The 20787-nt window shown below is 72.6% G+C and carries 19 protein-coding genes; 8 read left to right on the forward strand and 11 right to left on the reverse strand.

Annotated features, from left to right (window positions below; all coding sequences use genetic code 11):
- Positions 1 to 14: 14 nt before the first annotated feature.
- On the reverse strand, positions 15 to 1442 hold the full coding sequence (locus tag ACFV9D_RS36605; RefSeq protein ID WP_385156567.1) for a DUF1996 domain-containing protein: 1428 nt from the start codon (positions 1440 to 1442) through the stop codon (positions 15 to 17).
- 53 nt (positions 1443 to 1495) lie between these two features.
- Positions 1496 to 2491 carry an NAD-dependent epimerase/dehydratase family protein gene (locus ACFV9D_RS36610; protein WP_385156570.1) on the reverse strand — a complete coding sequence of 332 codons (996 nt, stop codon included), beginning with the start codon at positions 2489 to 2491 and terminating at the stop codon, positions 1496 to 1498.
- Between the two features lie 198 nt (positions 2492 to 2689).
- Between ACFV9D_RS36610 and ACFV9D_RS36615 the strand changes: the two genes are divergently transcribed.
- Entirely contained in the window at positions 2690 to 3283 is a 594-nt protein-coding gene (locus tag ACFV9D_RS36615) for a hypothetical protein (protein WP_385156573.1), read from the forward strand.
- Positions 3284 to 3328: 45 nt separating this feature from the next.
- The gene (locus ACFV9D_RS36620) at positions 3329 to 4786 is read left to right on the forward strand and encodes a PepSY-associated TM helix domain-containing protein (RefSeq protein WP_385156577.1); all 1458 of its coding nucleotides are present in this window, start codon (positions 3329 to 3331) and stop codon (positions 4784 to 4786) included.
- Here the strand turns inward: ACFV9D_RS36620 and ACFV9D_RS36625 are convergent, their stop codons facing one another.
- The 4 genes from ACFV9D_RS36625 to ACFV9D_RS36640 all read right to left on the reverse strand — a co-directional run bounded on the left by ACFV9D_RS36625 (position 4787) and on the right by ACFV9D_RS36640 (position 9413).
- Positions 4787 to 5320: a winged helix-turn-helix domain-containing protein gene (locus ACFV9D_RS36625; protein WP_385156580.1), complete on the reverse strand. Its 534-nt coding sequence runs from the start codon at positions 5318 to 5320 to the stop codon at positions 4787 to 4789.
- Between the two features lie 388 nt (positions 5321 to 5708).
- The gene (gene glnII / locus ACFV9D_RS36630) at positions 5709 to 6740 is read right to left on the reverse strand and encodes a glutamine synthetase (protein WP_385156583.1); all 1032 of its coding nucleotides are present in this window, start codon (positions 6738 to 6740) and stop codon (positions 5709 to 5711) included.
- Between the two features lie 133 nt (positions 6741 to 6873).
- A complete protein-coding gene (locus tag ACFV9D_RS36635) occupies positions 6874 to 8016 on the reverse strand; it encodes a hypothetical protein (protein ID WP_385156586.1) in 1143 nt (380 codons plus the stop codon).
- On the reverse strand, positions 8013 to 9413 hold the full coding sequence (locus tag ACFV9D_RS36640; RefSeq protein WP_385156588.1) for a hypothetical protein: 1401 nt from the start codon (positions 9411 to 9413) through the stop codon (positions 8013 to 8015). Before ACFV9D_RS36640 ends, ACFV9D_RS36635 begins: the two co-directional genes overlap by 4 nt.
- A gap of 313 nt (positions 9414 to 9726) precedes the next feature.
- Here ACFV9D_RS36640 and ACFV9D_RS36645 point away from each other — a divergent pair, with 313 nt between their 5' ends.
- A complete protein-coding gene (locus tag ACFV9D_RS36645; RefSeq protein ID WP_385156592.1) occupies positions 9727 to 10644 on the forward strand; it encodes a Gfo/Idh/MocA family protein in 918 nt (305 codons plus the stop codon).
- A gap of 43 nt (positions 10645 to 10687) precedes the next feature.
- Here ACFV9D_RS36645 and ACFV9D_RS36650 read toward each other — a convergent pair whose 3' ends face one another.
- From ACFV9D_RS36650 to ACFV9D_RS36660, 3 genes are all read right to left on the reverse strand, one after another.
- Positions 10688 to 11323: a hypothetical protein gene (locus tag ACFV9D_RS36650; RefSeq protein ID WP_385156595.1), complete on the reverse strand. Its 636-nt coding sequence runs from the start codon at positions 11321 to 11323 to the stop codon at positions 10688 to 10690.
- Positions 11324 to 11388: 65 nt separating this feature from the next.
- Positions 11389 to 12819 (reverse strand): PLP-dependent aminotransferase family protein, encoded by a 1431-nt coding sequence (locus ACFV9D_RS36655; protein WP_385156598.1) that lies wholly within the window; start codon positions 12817 to 12819, stop codon positions 11389 to 11391.
- Complete coding sequence (locus ACFV9D_RS36660; RefSeq protein WP_385156601.1) at positions 12812 to 13276, reverse strand: MarR family transcriptional regulator; 465 nt, start codon at positions 13274 to 13276, stop codon at positions 12812 to 12814. The genes ACFV9D_RS36655 and ACFV9D_RS36660 overlap by 8 nt, the downstream gene beginning before the upstream one ends.
- Positions 13277 to 13340: 64 nt before the next feature.
- On the opposite strand from ACFV9D_RS36660, the gene ACFV9D_RS36665 reads away from it, so the two are divergent.
- Positions 13341 to 14195 (forward strand): alpha/beta fold hydrolase, encoded by an 855-nt coding sequence (locus ACFV9D_RS36665; RefSeq protein WP_385156604.1) that lies wholly within the window; start codon positions 13341 to 13343, stop codon positions 14193 to 14195.
- 11 nt (positions 14196 to 14206) lie between these two features.
- On the opposite strand, the gene ACFV9D_RS36670 is transcribed toward ACFV9D_RS36665, so the two are convergent.
- Positions 14207 to 14566, reverse strand: coding sequence for an arsenate reductase family protein (locus ACFV9D_RS36670; RefSeq protein WP_385156607.1), 360 nt, complete (start codon positions 14564 to 14566; stop codon positions 14207 to 14209).
- A gap of 148 nt (positions 14567 to 14714) precedes the next feature.
- Between ACFV9D_RS36670 and ACFV9D_RS36675 the strand changes: the two genes are divergently transcribed.
- From ACFV9D_RS36675 to ACFV9D_RS36685, 3 genes are all read left to right on the forward strand, one after another.
- Complete coding sequence (locus ACFV9D_RS36675) at positions 14715 to 14990, forward strand: hypothetical protein (protein WP_385156610.1); 276 nt, start codon at positions 14715 to 14717, stop codon at positions 14988 to 14990.
- Between the two features lie 209 nt (positions 14991 to 15199).
- Positions 15200 to 15508 carry a trypco2 family protein gene (locus ACFV9D_RS36680; RefSeq protein ID WP_385156613.1) on the forward strand — a complete coding sequence of 103 codons (309 nt, stop codon included), beginning with the start codon at positions 15200 to 15202 and terminating at the stop codon, positions 15506 to 15508.
- A gap of 7 nt (positions 15509 to 15515) precedes the next feature.
- Entirely contained in the window at positions 15516 to 18512 is a 2997-nt protein-coding gene (locus ACFV9D_RS36685) for a trypsin-like peptidase domain-containing protein (RefSeq protein ID WP_385156616.1), read from the forward strand.
- A gap of 102 nt (positions 18513 to 18614) precedes the next feature.
- On the opposite strand, the gene glnA is transcribed toward ACFV9D_RS36685, so the two are convergent.
- Positions 18615 to 20024 (reverse strand): type I glutamate--ammonia ligase, encoded by a 1410-nt coding sequence (gene glnA / locus ACFV9D_RS36690; protein WP_385156618.1) that lies wholly within the window; start codon positions 20022 to 20024, stop codon positions 18615 to 18617.
- 221 nt (positions 20025 to 20245) lie between these two features.
- On the opposite strand from glnA, the gene ACFV9D_RS36695 reads away from it, so the two are divergent.
- Positions 20246 to 20713 (forward strand): RDD family protein, encoded by a 468-nt coding sequence (locus ACFV9D_RS36695; RefSeq protein WP_385156621.1) that lies wholly within the window; start codon positions 20246 to 20248, stop codon positions 20711 to 20713.
- The last annotated feature ends 74 nt before the right edge of the window (positions 20714 to 20787 follow it).

Below are 20787 nucleotides of genomic sequence, written 5' to 3' on the forward strand. Positions count from 1 at the left end.
CGGGGGGTGGGGCGCTAAGTGCAGCGGCGCCCCTCGTTGATGCAGCTCACCACCCTCCGCATCAGCCGCTCGTCGAAGACGTTGATGAAGTCGCCGTGGTCGGTGACCGGCTTGTGCAGCTGCTCCGGGAAGGAGTCGACCGCGAAACCGGGGCCCGGAGGCACGTCGTAGACGATCCGCTGCACGAGCTGCGGGATGGCCCGGAAGCCGTTGCCGCAGCGCCCGCTCGCCGGGTCGGCGAAGGCCACATGGGTGCGGTGGTTGGCGCTGTCGGTGTTCTGTCCGTCCCAGCAGCTCTGGAAGCGGAACGTCCGCACCACCTTGCTGCCCTGCGGACAGATCGGGTACTTGTCCTTCAACTGCCGGTCCTCGAAACCGGTGCAGGACCACGAGGCGTTGGCATTGGCGTCGCCGTTGGTGAACGCCTTGGCGTCACCGGTGATGATCCGCAGGAAGCGCGGCATCGCGGTGACCTTGGATACCGGACTGCCGACGAAGTTCAGGGTGACCTGGGCGGGCGTCTGGATCTCGCCGACGTTCTGGTCCTTGCCGCCGCCGTCGGCCTGGGCGTCGTCCTCCGCCTGCCCGTTCTGGAGCCGCAGCACGGGCCAGTAGTAGGTGGACCGGTCGCCCTGGTTGCGGCAGGTGGTCCGGCCCCTGGCCAGGTCGTCGTCGCCGGCGAAGGCGTCGTTGGCCTGGTTCCCGACGTAGTCGTGCATGTGGTGGGCGCCGTTGCTCACGCCCGGCGCCACGATGACGTTGTCCGGGTTGAACTTGCCGTTCTGGTTGCGTCCGCAGTCGGTGGCGAACGTGCCGCGCGAGGCGCCGCGGCGCTGCTGGGGCTGCTTCACGTTCGGCTGTACGGAGGTGATGTCGACGAAGTCGGCGGCCTCGGGCCCGTTCCCGGACTGCCCCTGGTCCTCGTCCTGGCCGTCGTCCTGGCCGTCTCCCTCCTCGCCGCCCCCGTCCTGGGGGCCGCCTCCGTCGTCGTCCGCGCGCAGTGTGCAGGGCGCGAGGCTCTCCAGGTTCCGGGGGGCCTCCCCCTCCTGGTCGATCAACTGGCGGATGCGCTGCAGGATGTTGAGCCGCTCGTTCTTCAAGGGGGTCAGGATCTGCTGCTCGGCGAAGGCGGGATCGCTCTCCACCCGCTCCTTGTTGTCGGCGAAACGCTGGTACGCGACGGTGATCTGGCTGTCCAGCGTGGCGAGTTCCCGGTCCACCGCCCCCCGGACGGACTCCGGTACCTCGGTCAGCTCCTCGGCGACATCCGGACAGTCGATCGTCGAGACCGCGTTCTGCCGGTCAGGGGGCGGATCGCCCCAGCCTTGACCGGCCGAAGCGTAGACATTGGCGGCGATCAGGCCGCCCCCGCCCAGGATCAGGGCGACGGAGGCGGCCACCGCTCGTTTCGCGCGTGTCGAACGTTTTCGTGTGCGTCGCATGGGACTTCATACGGACGACACGCCCCACGCGTTCAGCCGAATCGAGACGGACATCAGTCCGACAGGAGAGCCGCCTCCCGTTCGGGGGAGAGGCCCAGCGGCGGCCGGTCCGGGCGCTGCGGCGCCGCCCCGCCGATCGATTCGAGCCAGGCCCAGGTGTCGGCGACCGTCTCGGCCACCGGCCGGCAGCGCAGCCCCGCCGCGAGCGCCTTGGAGACGTCGGCGGTGTGCATCGCGTCGTACATCTCGCCCGGCGGAATCCACACCGGCAGGTCGGACCAGGGCTCGACACCGGACGCGAGCAGCGTCTCCGGGTCGGTCCAGCGCAGCTCGGCGTCGGAGCCGGTCGCCCGCACACAGGCGTCGAGCAGCTCGCCCGTGGTGGTGTGCCCGGGCGGCGAGACCAGGTTGTACGGGCCCGAGAGCCCGGCCGCCGCCGCGTCGAGCGTCCACTCGGCCAGATCGCGGGCGTCGACGTACTGCAGCGGCAGCGCGCGCGGGCCCGGCGCGAGCACGGGTCCGCCCCGGGCGATCCGCCCCAGCCACCACGGCAGCCGGCCCACGTTCTCGTACGGGCCGATGATCAGCCCCGCGCGGACGAGAAGCGTGCGGTCGGCGCCGAACGCCTCGACGGCCGCCAGCTCGCCGCCCCGCTTGGCCTCGGCGTACGGCACCTCGCCCGCGTCCGGCGAGCCCTCGACCAGCGGACCGTCCTCGGCCAGACCGGCCGCCGGCGGCCAGGCGTACACCGATCGGCTCGACACGTAGACGAAGCGCTCCACCCGGTCCGCGAGCAGCCGGGCCGCATCACGGACCGCCGAGGGCGCGGCCGACCAGGTGTCCACGACCACGTCCCAGGCGGGCTTGTCGGCGGAGGCGAGGGTGGCCAGTCCGCCCGGGGCCGTACGGTCGCCGAGCAGCGACGCGCACCCGACCGGCGGCTCGTGCCGGCCGCGGTGGAAGACCGTCACCTCCCAGCCCCGCGCGAGCGCCGCCTCGGCCACGGCGCGCCCCACGAACTCGGTACCGCCCAAGATCAGAAGTCTCATGTCACGACTGTGCACGGCGGCTTGGCGGGGCGCCCAGTCATTCCGCTCCCAGAAGAACCCGGAGGCGGTCTCCCGCCCGGGACGGCGGGATGTCACCATGGCCGAATCATGACGGATGCCCGGTCGCCGATACGCGCCCTGCGAGCCGCACTTTTCGCGGCGGTGTGCGTGACATTGGCCGCAGTGGGGCATTCGTCCATGTCTGCGCACGACCTTCCCGCGGGATCGCTGTACACGGCCTTCGCCGTCACGGGCGGTCTGGCATGGCTGGCGGGCGGCCGACGACGCGGCGCGTACACGATCGCCGGAGGGCTCGCGGCCGTACAGACGGCCCTGCACCTGATCTTCTCGGCGGGCGGGTCGCACGGCGCCACGGACCACGCGGCGACGGCGGACCACGCGGCCATGGCGGACATGGGGAACGTGGCCATGGAGCACATGGCCATCGACCCGGCGATGCAGGCGCAGTTGGTTCCGGCGATGGAGACGGCCACCGGCCACTCCTCCGCCGGCATGCTCGCCGCTCACCTCCTCGCCGCCCTGGTCTGCGGCCTCTGGCTGGCCCGAGGCGAGGCGGCGCTCTTCGCGCTCGCCCGGACCGTCGGGGCGCTCGCCTTCACCCCGCTCCGGCTGCTGCTCGCCGTCGTCCGGGTGCCCGAGCTCCCGCACCCCGTACGCCCGCGCCCGCACACCCGCCGGCTGCACGGCGTCGTCCTCGCGCACACCCTGTCCCGGCGCGGCCCGCCCCGGCTGTCCGTACCCCGCGCCACAGCCCTCGGAGCGCACGTCTGACCCGGGGGCCGATTCCCCCTGTCGACACCGACTCCTAGGACAGTCATGACCATTGACGATCCCGCGCGCCCGGACACCGAGGCAGCACCCACCACCCCCGACAGATCCCCCGACGCCGAGGCCGAGGCCGGGACGCCGACCGGGACCGGGACCGCGAGCGGGACCTGGAGCGCCCTGCGCCCCCTCGTCCTGCGCCTGCACTTCTACGCCGGCGTCCTCATCGCCCCCTTCCTGCTCGTCGCCGCCGCCAGCGGCCTGCTCTACGCGCTCTCCTTCCAGGCCGAGAAGGTCATCTACGCGCACGAGCTCGAGGTCCCCGTCGGCGACAAGGTCCTGCCGCTCTCGCAGCAGGTCCACGCCGCGACCAAGGTCAACCCCAACGGCACCGTCACCGCCGTCTGGCCCTCCTCCGAGGACGGCGCCACCACCCGCGTCCTCATGGCCGACCCCGATGTCGAGGAGGGCAAGTCCCTCGCCGTCTTCGTCGACCCGTACACCGCAGAGGTCCGTGGACAGCTCCCCAGCTTCGGCAGCTCGGGCGCGCTTCCGCTGCGCACCTGGCTCGACGAACTCCACGCCGATCTGCACCTCGGTGAGCTCGGCCGCAACTACAGCGAGCTGGCCGCCAGCTGGCTGTGGGTGATAGCCCTCGGCGGCCTGCTGCTGTGGCTCGGTCGCCGCAGGAAGAACCGTCGCGCCCTCTTCGTACCGGAGCGCGGCCCGAAGTCCCGTCGCCGCACGCTGTCCTGGCACGGCGCGGTCGGCCTGTGGGCCGTGACCGGTCTGGTCCTGCTCTCCGCCACCGGTCTGACCTGGTCGCGGTACGCGGGCGAGAACATCGGCGCGGTCCAGGACCAGCTCGGCGGAGCCACCCCGACCGTCTCCGCGAAGCTCGAAGGCGCGGCGGGCGGCGGTGCCTCGGAGCACGAGGGCCACGGCGCCGGCCACGAGGCCCCGGCGGCGAAGGGCCCGGACGTCGGCATCGACCGGGTCGTCGAGGCGGCCCGCGCCAAAGGCATCGAGGGCAGGATGTCCGTCGTACTGCCCTCCGAGGGCAAGGGCTATGTCGTCAAGGAGACCGACACCCAGTTCCCGGTGCACCTGGACTCGGTGGCGGTGAACCCGGCCGACGGCGCGGTCATGGACGAGCTCCGGTTCGCCGACTACCCGGTGCTCGCCCAGCTGACCCGCTTCGGCATCGACGCCCACACGGGTGTCTTCCTGGGTCTGTTCAACCAGTTGGCGCTCGCCGCGCTCGCGCTCTCCCTCATCCTGCTGATCCTCTGGGGCTACCGGATGTGGTGGCTGCGCCGCCCCGGCCGGCCGGTCGCCCGCGGGGCGTGGCGGAAGATCCCGCCGACGATGCTGCTGCCGGTGCTCGCGGCGACGGCCGTCGTGGGCTGGTTCGTCCCGATGCTGGGCCTCAGCCTGGTGGCGTTCCTGGTGGTCGACCTCGCCCTCGGCCTGGTGGCCAGGGTGAAGGCGAGGTCCCGTACGGCCTGATCAGGGAATGTACTTGTAGCCGACCCGCCGCACGGTCTGGATCGTGCGGCGGTGCTCGGCGCCCAGCTTGCGGCGCAGCCGCGCCACATGGACGTCGACGGTCCGCCCGTCGCCCACATGCCCGTACCCCCAGACCGTCGTGACCAACTGGTCGCGGGTGTGGACCCGGTGGGGATGGGCGACGAGGTGGGCGAGCAGCTCGAACTCGAGATACGTGAGGTCCATCGGCTGCCCGTCCACGACGGCGATCCGCTGGGCGCTGTCGATGCTCACCGGCCCCCGCTCCTCCGCCGCCGGAGGGGCGGGGGCGGCCTGCGGGTCGGCCGGTACGAGCACGAGGTAACCGACCATGGGCGGCCGCCCGGGCAGCACGGGCAACGCGTGCGGCGGCGCGGGCAACAGGGTGGCACCGGGCGGCAGGAACTCGGCCACCTGGGAGAGGTCGACGACCTCGTCGGGATCGACGGCTCGGAGTCGGGGCCGGTGGGGACGGTCAGCGGTCAGGGACGCGGTACCGGTCTGGATGTGGGCCATGAGAGGTCAGCTCTTTCGCGCGAGTCGGAGACGTACTACGTCGATCGCGCGTCGGCCGAAGGCCGTGGGACCGGTCACATACCGGTCCGGGCGTTAGAGGGCCGACGCGTTCCTCACGCGCCGACAGCACCGGTCGAAGTCGTGGTGCTGCCGGGAAGGCCAGAACGGCTCGAGGTCGAGGCGACCTGTCGCGGTGTCGTTCTGGTTGATGGCCATATCCCTAGTCTACTACTCGGGAATGCCCCCGACGACCCCCTTACCAGCCTGAACCCGCGTTCCGGTTCCCGCCCTCAGCCCACCAGCCGCTTGCGCCATTGTCGGACCGGCAACGCCGAAGGGGCGCCCACCGTCCGTCGGTGGGCGCCCCTTCGGGAAGAGCGGGTGCGGATCAGACCTGGCCGGCCTTCTCCAGGGCCTCGCAGCAGGTGTCGACCAGGAGGCGCGTCACCACGTACGGGTCCACGTTCGCGTTCGGGCGGCGGTCCTCGATGTAGCCCTTCTGGTCCTGCTCGACCTGCCACGGGATGCGGACCGAGGCGCCGCGGTCCGAGACGCCGTAGGAGTACTCGTCCCACGGGGCGGTCTCGTGCAGACCCGTCAGACGGTCGTCGATGCCCGCGCCGTAGTTCTTGACGTGGTCGAGCGGCTTGGAGCCCTGGCCCAGGGACTCGCACGCGGTGATGATCGCGTCGTAGCCCTCGCGCATCGCCTTCGTGGAGAAGTTGGTGTGCGCGCCCGCGCCGTTCCAGTCGCCCTTCACCGGCTTCGGGTCCAGCGTCGCCGAGACGTTGAAGTCCTCGGCCGTGCGGTAGAGCAGCCAGCGGGCCACCCACAGCTGGTCCGCGACCTCCAGCGGCGCCAGCGGGCCGACCTGGAACTCCCACTGGCCCGGCATGACCTCGGCGTTGATGCCGGAGATGCCCAGGCCCGCCTTCAGGCAGTTCTCGAGGTGCGCCTCGACGACGTCACGGCCGAAGATCTCGTCGGCGCCGACACCGCAGTAGTAGCCGCCCTGCGGGGCCGGGAAGCCGCCGACCGGGAAGCCGAGCGGGCGCTCGCCGTCGAAGAAGGTGTACTCCTGCTCGATGCCGAAGATCGGCTCCTGGCCGGCGTACTTCGCGTAGACCTCGGCCAGCGCGGCACGGGTGTTGGACTCGTGCGGCGTCATGTCCGTGTTGAGGACCTCGCACATCACCAGCAGGTCGTCGCCACCGCGGATCGGGTCCGGGCAGACGAAGACCGGCTTGAGGACACGGTCCGAGGCGTGGCCCTTGGCCTGGTTCGTGCTGGATCCGTCGAAGCCCCAGATCGGCAGCTCCTCCAGGGTGGCACCCGTGCCCGGCAGAATCTTCGTCTTCGAGCGAAGCTTCGCGGTCGGCTCGGTGCCGTCGATCCAGATGTACTCAGCCTTGAAGGTCACGGGCCTCATCCTTTGGCGTGCTGCTGCGGGGTCGCTGCGGCTCGCGACGCTGCGAGAGCTGCGGTGTGTGTCTGCGCGCAGCTTCGCAACACGGGATTTCCCGCCCGTTGCTCGTTTGTGAACCCCGTGTTACTCAGCCTTCCTGTGTTTCGCGCAGCCGCTGTGCGACGACGTGGGCGTTCAGCAGCGAGCCGAGCCCGGCGGCCCCGACACGCCGTACGAGCTCGGCATACGTCGTTCCGAGCGCCTCCGCCGTGCGCCCCAGGTGCCAGTCGCAGTCCGCGAGCCGGCGCAGCAGATGGCCGCGCCTGATCTGGTTCTCGGAGAGCCGGAAGGTCTTCAGATACAGCGTCCGTCCCTTGTGGTCGGCGATCAGCTCGCCGATGTGCTGTTCCTGACCCGCCCGCTGGAACGGCGGGAGGAATCGGTACAGATCATAGGAACCCATCCGATAAACCCGCTCGAAGGCGTACGAGGTCCCCAGCAGGTCCCGTGCCATCAGGCCGTCGTGCGCCTCCGCCCAGGACCGCTCCTGCCCCCGAGCCGCGGCCCGCAGGTCCGCCAGGGTGCAGACGGCGCCGCCCCCGTCGCGGATGCGCGCCGCGAACTCCGGTACCGGGGCGCCGTAGAACGCGTACTGGTGCACCAGCTCCCCGTACAGGTCCTCGACCAACGTGGGGTGCAGGACGCGGTAGTCCTCCGGGTGCGGGACGACGAAAGCGGCGGCCAGCGAGTCGGCGACGTACAGCATGAGTCCGCACTGCCCCGGGTGGATCTCGAAGATCCGCAGCGCCTCCGCAAGCCCCGGCACCCCCCACCCCGCGTACGCCGCCTCGGCGCGCGGCGACAGGCCCTGGCGTACCGCCTGCTGGGACCACTCGTCCCAGACGACGGACGGCCCGCCGAAGTGGAGCGCCAGATACCCCTCCAGAGCGAGATGGAGAGGAAGGAAGCGCAGCCGCTTCTCGAACTGCCGGCGCTTGGCGAGACGGTGGTGGCGGCGTACGGGGACGGCGCGCGGCGCGTCGTCCCCGAGCCGCGTGCCGTACGCCGCCGCCTCGCGCTCGTCCCCGGACCAGTCCGCGACGAAGCCGTGCGGGATGTACGAGGTGTAGGTCGTACGGTCCCCCAGGTCGATCGAGCCGCCGGCCCCGTACACCTCACGGTGGAGCCGCAGCCCCTCCACCGGCTCGGGCCGCACGAGCGGTACGAGCCGGACCCCGCCCCACACCTGGGCGGGCCGGACCTCCAGACCGGTCAGATCGATCCGGGTCATCGGGGCGCCCCCTTCAGGAACAGTTCCACCCGCCGGTCCAGATACGCCCGGAGCTCGGCGAGCCCGGTCCGCCCCTCGGCGAACTGGGCGATCTCCACCAGCGCGGCCAGGTCCTCCGCGTCCCTGATCCCGGCCGTCGGCACGCTCGGCGCGAGCCGGCGCACATCGAAACCGGTCGCGTCGTATACGGGGTTCACATGGACCGCGCTCGTCCGCCGCTCCGGGTCGAGCCGGCTCCGCCAGACGCGGAGCACCTCGCCGGCGAGCCCCGGCGGCGCGTTGTCCCAGCCGTCCGAGACGATCACCAGCCGGTCGAGGGCAGGGCGGCTCTCCAGGGCGTCGAGGATCCTCGTCCCCAGCGGAGTCGGCCCCCACGGCCGCACGAGCAGCGGGTCGGTGGTGCCCGAGGTCCAGTGCGCCGTGTACGCCCCCGGTGCGGCGAGCGCCTCGAGGAGGAAGTGGCAGCCCAGGGAGACCGCCAGCGGGCGACGCCGCTTCACAGCCGAACCGGAGGCCGAGTAGCTGTCGTCGAGGACCGCCGCGACCCGGCCCCAGGATCCTGCGTACGGCCCCGCCACCCGGCCCGCGGCCGCCCGCAGCGCGCCCGTCAGCTCGGCGCGGCGCGCCACCCGCTCCCCGAAGGGGAGGGAGAGGACGTAGAGGGCGAGCCGGGTCAGCGGCATGACGGTCAGATCGCTCGCCCGCTCCGTCCGCAGCCGCTCCAGGCGCGTCATCCGGGGCGCGATCCGCTCATGGAAGACCGCCCGCGGTACGCCGTGCTTCGCGGCGAACCCCTCGGCGACGGTGAACGGCAGCTCGTAGAGCGCGCCCTGCTCGTAGTGCGCGCGGCGGTGGGCGTCCAGGTACGGGTGCTCGTAGCGGACCCGGCGGCCCGGCGCGAAGAGGAGGTCGCCCGATTCGGCGTCGGGGAGGGGGAGATGGGCGTGGCGGGCGGCGGTCTTCAGGCCGGCGCGGTACTTGACGGCGTCGTGCCCGAGGTCGGCGCGACCGGCGAGCCAGTCGCGGACGATCGCGCGCGTACGCCGGTTGTTGACCTTCGCGGCGCGCAGGGCGCGGAACAGTCGGTAGACCCGCTGCGGGGGCAGCCGCGCGAGCCGCGCGGCGATCAGCCGCCCCTCCTGCTCCCCGGCCTCCTCGGGGGTACGCAGGAGGTGCTCGACGATCAGGGCCGCGTTGTGGTCGTTGATGTCGAGCGCGAGCGCGGCGGCATATACCGGGCGGTAGTTGACCCGGACGTACTCGTGGAGGAAGGAGAGCGAGAGCCGCTGCTCGCCGGCGGAGGAGCGGAACTCCCGCTGTCCGGTGGCGGTGACGGCCGCGTTGACGAAGAGCAGGACGTCTTCGGCGGCGATGAGGTCGGAGAACGTCTCCTTCATGAGGTCCCCTCGCGGTGGCATGGTGTGCCGGCCGGGGAATGGGGGCGCGATCAGCGAAAACGTTGCTGTAGAGGCAGGTCCCGGAAGTCGCACCGGAGTCCCGCGGCCGGCGGACGCAACGTAACACCGTGGGAGGGCGCGGGGTCCACCCCTTTACGCCCCACCGCCCACCCCGCTGGTGCCCCTTCGCCCCACGACGACGGCCCCCACCCTCAACCCGCCCCCGGGTTCTGGCCAGGCGTCCCCCCGGTGGGACGGTGCCCACCACCAGGGGGCAGGGGCCCGTGGCGGCGGTGACCGGCAGACTGGGGGCATGACCAAGCTCCTGGGTGACACGTCCCGTATCGGACTCCTCGGCACCGGCCCCTGGGCCGCCCGTACCCACGCGCCCGCGCTCGCCGCGCACGACGGCGTCGAGTTCGTCGGGGTGTGGGGGCGGCGGCCCGACGCGGCGGCCGAACTCGCCGCGGCGTGCGGCACGACCGCGTACGACGACGTGGACCGGCTCTTCGGGGCCTGCGACGCCGTCGCCTTCGCCCTGCCCCCCGACGTGCAGGCCCCCCTCGCCGTCCGCGCGGCGGCGGCCGGTTGTCATCTGCTGCTCGACAAGCCCGTGGCCACGACGCCCGCGGCGGCCCGCGAGGTGGCCGAGGCGGCCGAGAAGGCCGGTGTCGCGTCGGTGGTCTTCTGCACGCTGCGGTTCGCCGAGCCGACGGCGAGCTGGATCGACGAACAGGCGGCGGCGGGCGGCTGGTTCCTCGGCGAGGCGCACTGGCTGGGCTCGCTGTACGGCCCCGGCTCGGCGAGCCCGTACGCGGACTCGCCGTGGCGGCGCGAGAAGGGCGGCCTGTGGGACGTCGGCCCGCACGTGCTCTCCGTATACCTCCCGGTGCTCGGCGATGTGACCGAGGTGACGGCCGTACGGGGCCCGGCGGACACCCGGCACCTGGTCCTGCGGCACGCCTCGGGCGCGAGCAGCACCGCGACGCTGACGCTCTCCGCCCCGCCGGAGGCGGCGGAGGCCGCGCTGACGCTGTACGGCGCGGCGGGCCGCGCGGCGATGCCGGCCTGGGACGGCGCGGCGGGGGCGTTCGCCGGGGCGGTCGACGCGCTCGTCGAGGCGGCACGGACCGGAGTGCCCCACGGGTGCGACGCCCGGTTCGGGGCACGGCTCACGGAGATCCTGACCCTGGCGGAGGAGGCGGCGGGCCCCGTGGGACCCACCGCCTGACGGCTCCGGCTCAGGCTCAGGCTCCGACTCCGGCTCCTGGGCCCTAGCCCACCCGCTCGATCCGGGCCTTGCGGATCAGGAACTTCCCGGGCTCGCGGACCTGCTCGAAGGCCGCGTTGTTGAGGAGCACGCAGCTGCCGGAGGTGGACGTGACCTCGACGGTGGTCGACTTGGCGTTGTCGAGGTTGGTCACCTTGAGGCGGGTGCCGAGCGGGAACTGGTTGCTCGACGCGGCCGGGGCACCGCCCTCGCCGGAGAGCGTGACCGTGGAACCGGCGCACACGACGTCCCCGGAGCCGCCACCGCCCCCGGCAGGCGGGGCGGGCACCTCGGGCTGCGCGCCCGGCTGCGAAGGTTGCGCCGCGGGCGGCGCGGAGGGCGGCGCTGCGGGGGCCCCCGCCTCCGCCTCGCCCCCGCACCCCGACGCCGCCTGCTGGCGCCGGATCTGCGCGATCACCGCCTCCCGGTTGGCGATCCGCGCCTGCGACAGCGCGTCCGGGTTGGCGCGCTGGTCCGCGATGAACCGCTCGTTGTTCGCGAGCGCCGTGGCCAGGCCGTCGCAGGCGACGGACGCCTGACTCGTACCGGTCAGTACCACCGCCGTCCCCCCGGCGAGCACGAGGGCACCTGCCACCAGCGCGATCTTCTTCTTCCGGCTGAGCGTTCTCCTGCGTGACACGTGAGGCTCCGTTCGTCTCCTGTCGGTTCCTGTGGCGTCAGATACGAGGAGCGCGCCCGTTCCGCTCAACGCAGCGCGGAATCAAGCGCGTTGCACAGCGCATCCAGGGCCGCGCCGTACAGCCGCTCGGGCGGCGTCGCGTACCCGACGACGAGGCCGTCGTTCCGTACGCCGCCGACCGCGTCCGGATGCCGGTACCCGCTCAGCCCCTCCACCGCGACCCCGTGCCGCTCCGCCGCCCGGAGCGCCGCGCGCTCCGTCCCCGGCGGGAGCTCCACCACGGCGTGCAGCCCGGCGGCGATCCCCGTCACCCGCACCTCCGGGACCCGTTCGGCGAGGACCGTCACCAGCCGGTCGCGCCGCTCCCGATGGCGCCGGCGCATGCGCCGCACATGCCGGTCGTACGCGCCCGAGGCCAGGAAGTCGGCGAGGGTGAGCTGCTCGGTGGCGGAGGAGTACGGCTCCCGCTCTCCCTTCGCCGCCACCACGGCGTCCACCAGCGCGCCCGGCAGCACCATCCAGCCGATCCGGAGGGTGGGGGAGAGGCTCTTGCTGACGGAGCCGATGTGGACCACACGGTCGGGGTCGAGGCCCTGGAGCGCGCCGACGGGCCGGCGGTCGTAGCGGAACTCCCCGTCGTAGTCGTCCTCCAGGACGAACCCGCCGGTCCCCCGCGCCCAGTCGACGGCGGCCGCGCGCCGCTCGTGGTGCAGCGGCCCGCCCGTCGGGAACTGATGCGCGGGTGTGAGGAGCACGACGCCGGGCCCGCGGGGGATCTCGCCGACGCGCGCCCCGTCCTCGTCGACGGCCACCGGCACGGTACGGACCCCGGCCTCGGCGAGCAGCCCCCGGTGGAAGGGGAGCCCGTACGCCTCCACCGCCCAGGGGCGGCCGGGGCCGCCACCGCCGACGACCCGGGTGAGGACCCGGGCGAGGAGCCGCAGCGCGTGGGCCGCGCCCGAACAGACCACGATCCGGTCCGGCCCGGTCCGCACCCCGCGCACCCGCGCGAGATAGGCGGCGAGTTCCCGCCGCAGCTCCACCCGGCCCCGTGGATCACCGATGCCGAAGGCGTCGTGCGGCGCGGCCGTCAGCGCCCGCCGCGCCGAGGCCAGCCAGGCCGTACGGGGAAAGGCGGCCGGATCCGGCTTGCCCTGGACGAGGTCGTACGGGAGCGGGCGCACGGCGTCGTGCCGCACCCGCTCCGGCTCCGGGGTCACGATCCGCTCGGCGACCCGGGTCCCCGAGCCCTGACGGGAGGTCAGCCAGCCCTCGGCGACCAGCTCCGCGTACGCGTCGGCGACGGTGTTGCGGGCGACTCCCAGGTCCGCGGCGAGCGATCGGTAGGGCGGCAGCCGCGTTCCCGCGGCCAGCCGCCCGCTCCGTACCGCCTCGCGCAGCGCCCCGATCAGTACGGCCCGCCGGCTGCCCGCCCCCGTCAGCTCCAGATGGAGATCGACCCCGAGGACCTCGGCGACGCCGCTCTCCTCACTCACGCGGTCCGCCGGGCCCGTCCGCGGCCATGATCTCCCGTACGCCCGTCAGGAACCGCCGTACGGTGTCCACCTCGCCCTCCTCGAAGGTGCCGAGGAGCGCGACCGTCTCGTCGATCAGGGGGTCGAAGGACGCCCGGCCCAGCTCCTTGGCGCTCTCCTCGACCCGCAGCAGCACGCGGCGCCGGTCGCGGTCGTCCCGGACCCGGGCGATGTGGCCGAGCCGTTCGAGCCGGTCGATGACCGCCGTCGTCCCGGCCGAGTTGAGGCCGAGCTGCGCGCCGAGCCATCCGGCGGACGCGTCCGTCCCCGCGCGCTCGGCGTCGAGCAGGCAGATCAGGGCGCGGACGTCCGTGCCGTGCATCCCGTGACGGGCGGCGAACTCGCCCTGCCGCAGGCCGTATTCGACCGTGACCGCGCGCAGCAGATGAAAGATCCGCAGCTCCGGTGAGTCTGTCACTCCGCCGCTCTCCCTCCTATTATCTCGCTGAGCAAGATTATCGCCGAGCGAGAGGTCTTCCGCCATGCCCGCAGCCGTCTCCGGTGCCTTCCTCGCCGCCTACGACGCGGTCCTCGCCCACTGGCCCGCCGTCACCACCACCTCCCGGGTGGTGACGGCCCACGGCACGACCCATCTGATCAGCCACGGCCCCGAGGACGCCCCGCCCGTCCTCCTCCTGCCGGGCGGCGGCGCCACCGCCACCGGCTGGTACGCCGCGGCCGCCGCGCTGGGCCGGACCCACCGCGTCCACGCCGTGGACCTGATCGGAGAGCCCGGCCGCAGCGTCCCGGAAGCCGGCCACCCCCTCCGTACGGCAGACGACCTGACGACCTGGCTGCACGCGCTGCTCGACGGACTCCGCCTCGACTCCACCGCCCTCGTCGGGCACTCCTACGGAGCCTGGATCGCCCTGCGGTACGCCCTGAAGGCCCCGGCCCGGGTCGAGCGGCTCGTCCTCCTCGACCCCACGAACTGCTTCACCGGCTTCAGCCCGCGCTATCTGCTCCGTGCGCTGCCGATGCTGCTGCGGCCCACCCCGGCCCGGAACGCCGCGTTCCTGCGGTGGGAGACGGGCGGTGCGGAACTCGACCCGCGGTGGCGGCAGCTGGCCGCGCTGACGGCGGAGTTCCCCACGGCGCGCCCGGTCACGGGCCCACGCCCGACGCCCGCGGAACTGAGCACCCTGAGGCCGCCGACGCTGCTCCTCCTCGCGGAGCGCGGCCGTGCCCACGACATCGACGAGGTCGCGGCCCGGGCGCGGGCGGCCGTCCCCGACCTGGAGACTGCGACGCTGCCCGGGGCCACGCACCACACCCTGCCGGTGGCGTCCCCACCGGAGACGTACGACCGCATCGCCGGCTTCCTGGCATCGGCGTGACCCGGCAGGCGTCAGCGTGACATCGCGTCCCGTACGGCCTCGTCCGTCCGCGCGACCACGGCCGTACCGTCCTCTGCGGTGATGATCGGCCGCTGGATCAGCTTCGGATGCCCGGCGAGCGCCTCCACCCACCGCTCCCGGTTCGCCTCGTCCCGAGGCCAGTCCTTCAGCCCCAGCTCCTTGGCGGCGGCCTCCTGGGTCCGCGTGATGTCCCAGGGCTCGAGACCGAGCCGCTTCAGGACGGCCCTGATCTCGTCCGCGCTCGGTACGTCCTCCAGATAGCGGCGAACGGTGTATTCGGCCCCCTCGGCGTCGAGCAGGGTGAGGGCGCTACGGCACTTGGAACAGGCGGGATTGATCCAGATCTCCATGGGCGGAACGGTACCCCCTTGTGGCCCTGCCACCACCCCCTGAACCCCTTCTGGCCAGGGGCGATTGTCAGTGGGGGCCACTAAAATCGTGGGTGAAGGTGAGGGTCCCGGGGAGGGCCCGCACCCACCGTTCGTCAGGAGGTCGCCCATGGCCGTCGCCATGATCCGGAAGCCGTCCCTCGAACCCTGGAAGCCCCTCCAGAAGCAACCGCTCCCCGCGGGCCGCCCCCGCGAGTGGTACATCACCCACAACCGCCGCCTGAAGGCCATGCGCCTGGCGATCGTCCTGCTCGACGCGGGTGTCCACGACCCCGCGAAGGCCGGCAACGCGAAGATACGCACCACGGCCGAACTCCTCGGCATCCACCCGCCCTCCGACACCACCTGCCACATGGTCCGCGCCCTGATCCGCTACGGCCGCTGACTCCGACCCACCACGCCGTCCGCACGGGCCGCCACCCCGACTCCGGGGCAGCGGCCCGTGCGCAACTGGGCTGTCACGCCATCCACTTGGGGACGGTCGAGCCGACCCGGAGCCGCCCCCGCCACCTATGATCTCCGGGTGGACGTACGGCCGTTCGTGCTCGGGAGGGACAGCCGCCCGGGGCGCGACGGGGACGACGGGGGATACCGGTGGACAACGCGGTCGAGTTGGCGGACATCATCGCGCAGCTGCGCACGGACCTGAGCCGCGCCATGAGGGAAGGCGAGGGCTCCGATCTGCGCTTCCACGCGGAGCAGATAGAGCTGGAGCTGACCGTCGGCGTGGAGCGGAGCCGGGAGCCTGGTGTGAGGGTGAAGTTCTGGGTGTTCGACGCCGGAGCCTCCGCGCGGCAGGCGACCACCGCCACCCAGCGGCTCACCCTGACACTGCAGCCGGTACGCCCCGACGAGGACCGCCCGGTGTTCATCTCCGGTGGCGAACTCCACGGCGAGGACTGATCGCAGCATGTCCGAAACCACCCGGCACGCCGCTGGCGGACTCGACCCGCACCGCATCGCCGAGGTCATCGTCACCACCTCGGCCGGCCGCCGTCGAGGCTCGGGCTACCGGGTCACCGACACGACGGTGCTCACTGCCGCGCACGTGGTGACCGGCACCGCCGGGACACGGGTCCGCTTCGACGTGGACCGGCCCGGACAGTGGGAGGCACCGGCGGTCGTCGCCTGGTGCGACACCGGCAGCGACGTGGCCGTCCTGACCTTCGTACCGCCGCCGGCCGCCCCGGCCGTCGAGCCCGCCCGGTTCGGGCGCATCACCGCGGACCACCACGCCGTCGTCGCCGTGCACGCCGCCGGCTTCCCACTGTGGAAGCAGCGCCGCCGCCCCGACGGCGGACGGTTCCGGGAACTCCACCAGACCGACGGCACCGTCGCCGCCCTGTCCAACCTGAGGACGGGCACGCTGGAGATCACCGTCGCACCGGCCGGCGCCGATCCCGACCCCCAGGTGTCGCCGTGGTCGGGGATGTCGGGTGCGGCGGTCTGGGCCGGTGACCGCATCGTCGGCGTGGTCGCCGAGCACCACCGCTGGGAAGGGTCGGGACGGCTGACCGCCGCCCGGATCGACCATGCCCTGCTCCCGCCCGGCGCACCGCCCCCGGCCGAGCCCTCCGCACTCCTTGCCATCGACGACCCCCGGGAACTGCCCGAAGCGGGCACCGAACGACCGGGCTCCACAGGACCGCACCGGGAGCCGGCCGCGAGCCACGCCGACGCTCCGGCCCGGTCCAAGGTGATCGGGCTCCCGGTCGCCCACGGCATCGAGCTGTTCAAGAACCGCACCCGCGAACTCGACCTCATCGGCCTCCACCTCGGCGATCCCGCCCTCCGCATGGTGACGGTCACAGGCCGCCGGGGCATGGGCAAGAGCGCGCTCGCCGCCAAGGTCATGGACCTCCTCGACCAGGGCGAGTGGCCCGGCCACGCCCGGGCCCCGCTCCCGTCGGGACTCGTCAACCTCAGCACGCGTACGTCGGGCATCTCCCTGGAACGCCTCTACTTCGACTGCGCCCAGCTGCTCGGCGGCGAGCACCGCACCCGCCTGCGCGAGGTCTGGGCCGCCCAGATCCCCGTCCAGGACAAGCTCGACGAGCTGTTCGGAGCGATGGGCGACCGGCTCTTCGTCATCCTGATGGACAACCTCGAGGACCTCCTCCACGAGGACGGCACCATCCGGGACGAGGAGGTGGCGATCTTCCTCGACTGCCTCTTCCGGGCCAGATCCACCCCGCGCCTCCTGGTGACGATACAGGTCCCGGTACGCCTCGCGCCCGAGCTGCGCCGCTTCGTCGCCCAGGTCGAGCTCTCCGAGGGGCTGCGGCCCTCCGAGTCCGTCGCGCTCCTGCGCGAACTGGACCGCGACGGCAGCCTCGGCATCGCGCACCTGCCCGACGAGGAGCTGCTCCAGGCCGCCGTCCGCGTGCACGGCGTCCCGCGCGCCCTGGAGCTCCTGGTCGGCGCCATGGCCGACGACGACCTGACGCTGCCCACCCTGCAGGACGTCCTCGCGGACTACGCCCAGCGCCGTGACGTCGTCGCGGGCCTCGTCCAGGACCGCCACCGCCGGCTCGACGCCGGGAGCCGTACGGTCGTCGGAGTCCTCGCCGCGCTGCGCACGCCCGTGCCGCAGCCGGTGATCCAGACGATCGTCGACGGTGTCGATCCCACGCTCGACGTGACGCGCATCCTCGCCCACCTGGTACGGATCCACCTGCTGTCGGTGGACCGGAGGCACCGCACCTTCGCCCTGCACCCGATGGACGCCGACCTGGCCTACGGCGAACTGCCCGAGGACGGCCCCACGGGCCGCACGGCCGTCGAGCGGCGGATCGCCGACTGGTACGCAAACACCGCCCCGCCCCGCGCGGCCTGGCGGACCGCGGACGACGTCCGGCCGCAACGACGGCAGTTCGATCACCTGGTGCGCGCCGGTGACTTCGACGCCGCCGCGACGGTCCTCGGCGAGATGGGGGAGTGGCTGGTCTGGCAGGGCTCGGTGCTGGGGGTGATCTCGATGCACCTGGCCATCGACGGACGGCTCTCCGACGATCGGGCCCGCCTCGCCCACCTCGGCTCCTTCGGACACGCCCGGCTGACCGCGGGGCCGATGGAGCACGCACTCGAGCTGTTCACCGAGGCGGCCGGCCTGGCGCAGCGCCTCGGCGATCTCCGCGCCCTGCAGAACGCCCAGTTCGGTCTCGGCGACGCCTACCGCCAGCTGGGCCGACTCGACGCCGCGGTGGGCCCGCTGGCCCGGGCCGGCGAGCTGGCGCACGAGAACGGCGACATGGAAGGCGAGGTGCACGCGATCCTGTCGCTGAGCCTCGCCCACAGCTCCCTGGGCGACGGAGAGACGGCGCTCGCCGGCGCGGACCGGCTGGCCGAGCTCGGGCGGGCGTCCGGGGACCTCCTCACCGAGGCGCGGGCGGGGAACGCCCGCACGATCGCCCTGCTGACGCTGGGCCGCTGGGAGGAGACGCTCACGGCCGCCGACCTGGCCGTGCGCGCGTACCGGGCCTCGGGCGTCCCCGAGGGGATCAACAACGCCCTGAACGCCCAGGGCATCGCCCTGCTGGCGCTGGAGCGGGTCGGTGAGGCGGTGACGATGCTGAAGGCAGCGCTCGACGAGGCACTGCTGACGGAGAGCCCCCGTTCGGAGGGCGTCTGCCTCTGCAACCTGGCCTGGGCCTACTGGCGCGACGGCCGATATGCCCAGGCGGCCGAGACGGCCGAACGGGCGTCGGTCTCGCTGCGGATCGCCGGAGCCGCGGAAGCGGAGGCGGCCCAGGCGCTCGCCGAGGCCGCCCGCGCCCGCGCCGTACCCCACCCGAGGGCGGCTGCCGACGCGCTGGTCCGCGCGGCCGGTGCGCTGGGGAGCAACGTCGAGGTGGTCGGTCCGTCCTGGCTGGTCGCCCAGGCGGACCTGCTGCGCGCGGACGGCTGACGCCCTGGGCGCTGCCGACCGACAACGGGCGAAGGCCGCCACCCCCGACTCCGGGGTGGCGGCCTTCGCCGTCGATCAGTCCGCTGTGGAGCGGTCCGCGATCTAGATGTCGAAGTACAGCTCGAACTCGTGCGGGTGCGGGCGCAGCTGGATCGGGGCGATCTCGTTCGTGCGCTTGTAGTCGATCCAGGTCTCGATCAGGTCGGAGGTGAAGACACCGCCGGCCTGCAGGTACTCGTTGTCCGCCTCGAGGGCGTCGAGGACCGCAGGGAGGGAGGTCGGGACCTGCTGGACGTTCGCGTGCTCCTCGGGAGCCAGCTCGTAGAGGTCCTTGTCGATCGGCTCGGCCGGCTCGATCTTGTTCTTGATGCCGTCGAGGCCCGCGAGGAGCAGCGCCGAGAAGGCGAGGTACGGGTTCGAGGACGGGTCCGGGGCGCGGAACTCGACGCGCTTGGCCTTCGGGTTCGAGCCCGTGATCGGGATACGCATGGCCGCGGAGCGGTTGCGCTGCGAGTAGACCATGTTGACCGGGGCCTCGAAGCCGGGCACCAGGCGGTGGTACGAGTTCACCGTCGGGTTGGTGAAGGCCAGCAGCGACGGGGCGTGCTTCAGGATGCCGCCGATGTAGTAGCGGGCGGTGTCCGACAGGCCCGCGTAGCCCTGCTCGTCGTAGAACAGCGGGTCGCCGTTCGCCCAGAGCGACTGGTGGACGTGCATGCCCGAGCCGTTGTCGCCGAAGATCGGCTTCGGCATGAAGGTCGCGGTCTTGCCGTTGCGCCAGGCGACGTTCTTCACGATGTACTTGAAGAGCATCAGGTCGTCGGCCGCGGCCAGCAGCGTGTTGAACTTGTAGTTGATCTCGGCCTGGCCGGCGGTGCCGACCTCGTGGTGCTGGCGCTCGACCTGGAGGCCGACGTTCTCCAGCTCCAGGGAGATCTCCGCGCGCAGGTCGGCGAAGTGGTCGACCGGCGGGGCCGGGAAGTAGCCGCCCTTGTAGCGGACCTTGTAACCACGGTTGTCCTCGACCGCGCCGGTGTTCCAGGCGCCGGCCTCGGAGTCGATGTGGTAGAAGCCCTCGTTGGCGGTGGTGTTGAAGCGCACCGAGTCGAAGACGTAGAACTCGGCCTCGGGGCCGAAGTACGCGGTGTCGGCGATGCCGGTGGAGGCGAGGTACGCCTCGGCCTTCTTCGCGATGTTGCGCGGGTCACGGCTGTACTGCTCGCCCGTGATCGGGTCGTGGATGAAGAAGTTGATGTTCAGCGTCTTGTCGCGGCGGAACGGGTCCAGGCGGGCCGTCGACAGGTCGGCGCGCAGCGCCATGTCGGACTCGTGGATGGCCTGGAAGCCGCGGATCGACGAGCCGTCGAAGGCGAGCTCCTCGGACGGGTCGAACGCCGTCGCCGGGATCGTGAAGTGCTGCATCACTCCCGGAAGGTCACAGAAACGGACGTCGACCATCTTGACGTCGTTGTCCTTGATGAACTTCTTGGCCTCGTCGGCGTTCTGGAACATCCAACTCCTCCTACTCCCGGCCCGGGGAGGGGCGGGGTTGCAGCTCGGTCGTGCGGCCAGTGCGGTGGCACACGCTGGACCCGACCATAGGCAGACGGGATTTCTCAAGCATGACCCATTTGTTTCGCTCAAGTTAACCGGGCCGGGTGCGGTTCCGCTCCCCGGCGCTCCTCGGCCACCCGGGCCGAAGTGATCAAAAACGGGCACAGTACCGTGGACGCGTGGACAACAGGCAAGCAATGGGATCGTGGCTCTCGGGACCCCGCGCGGCGGCCGAGGACGCAGGCGTCGATTTCGGTTACCGAGGGCAGCAGCTCGGGCTTCCCGAGGAGGGGCCCGGCTCGATCGCCCGCCCCGGCCGCAGGATCGGCGCCCTCGCCGTCGACTGGGCGCTGTGCATGCTGATCGCATACGGCCTGGTCACCGACGGCTACAGCCAGGCGACCGGCAACTGGGCCCTCGTCATCCTGCTCGCCCTGAGCGTGCTGACGGTCGGCACCATCGGCTCCACCCCTGGCAAGCGGCTCTTCGGTCTCCGGGTCGCCTCGGTGAACGGCGGCCGGCTGGGCTTCCTGCGCGTCGTCCTCCGCAGCGTCCTGGTCTGCCTCGCCATCCCGGCCCTCATCTGGGACCGCGACGGCCGCGGCCTCCACGACCGCCTCTCCGGCGCCGTACAGGTCCGGATCTGACGCTCGTACGACGAAGGCGAAGAAGGGGCGCCCCGGAACCGATCGGTTCCGGGGGTGTGGCTTATAAACAACTG

This window comes from Streptomyces sp. NPDC059875, assembly GCF_042731085.1.
GTDB lineage: Bacteria > Actinomycetota > Actinomycetes > Streptomycetales > Streptomycetaceae > Streptomyces.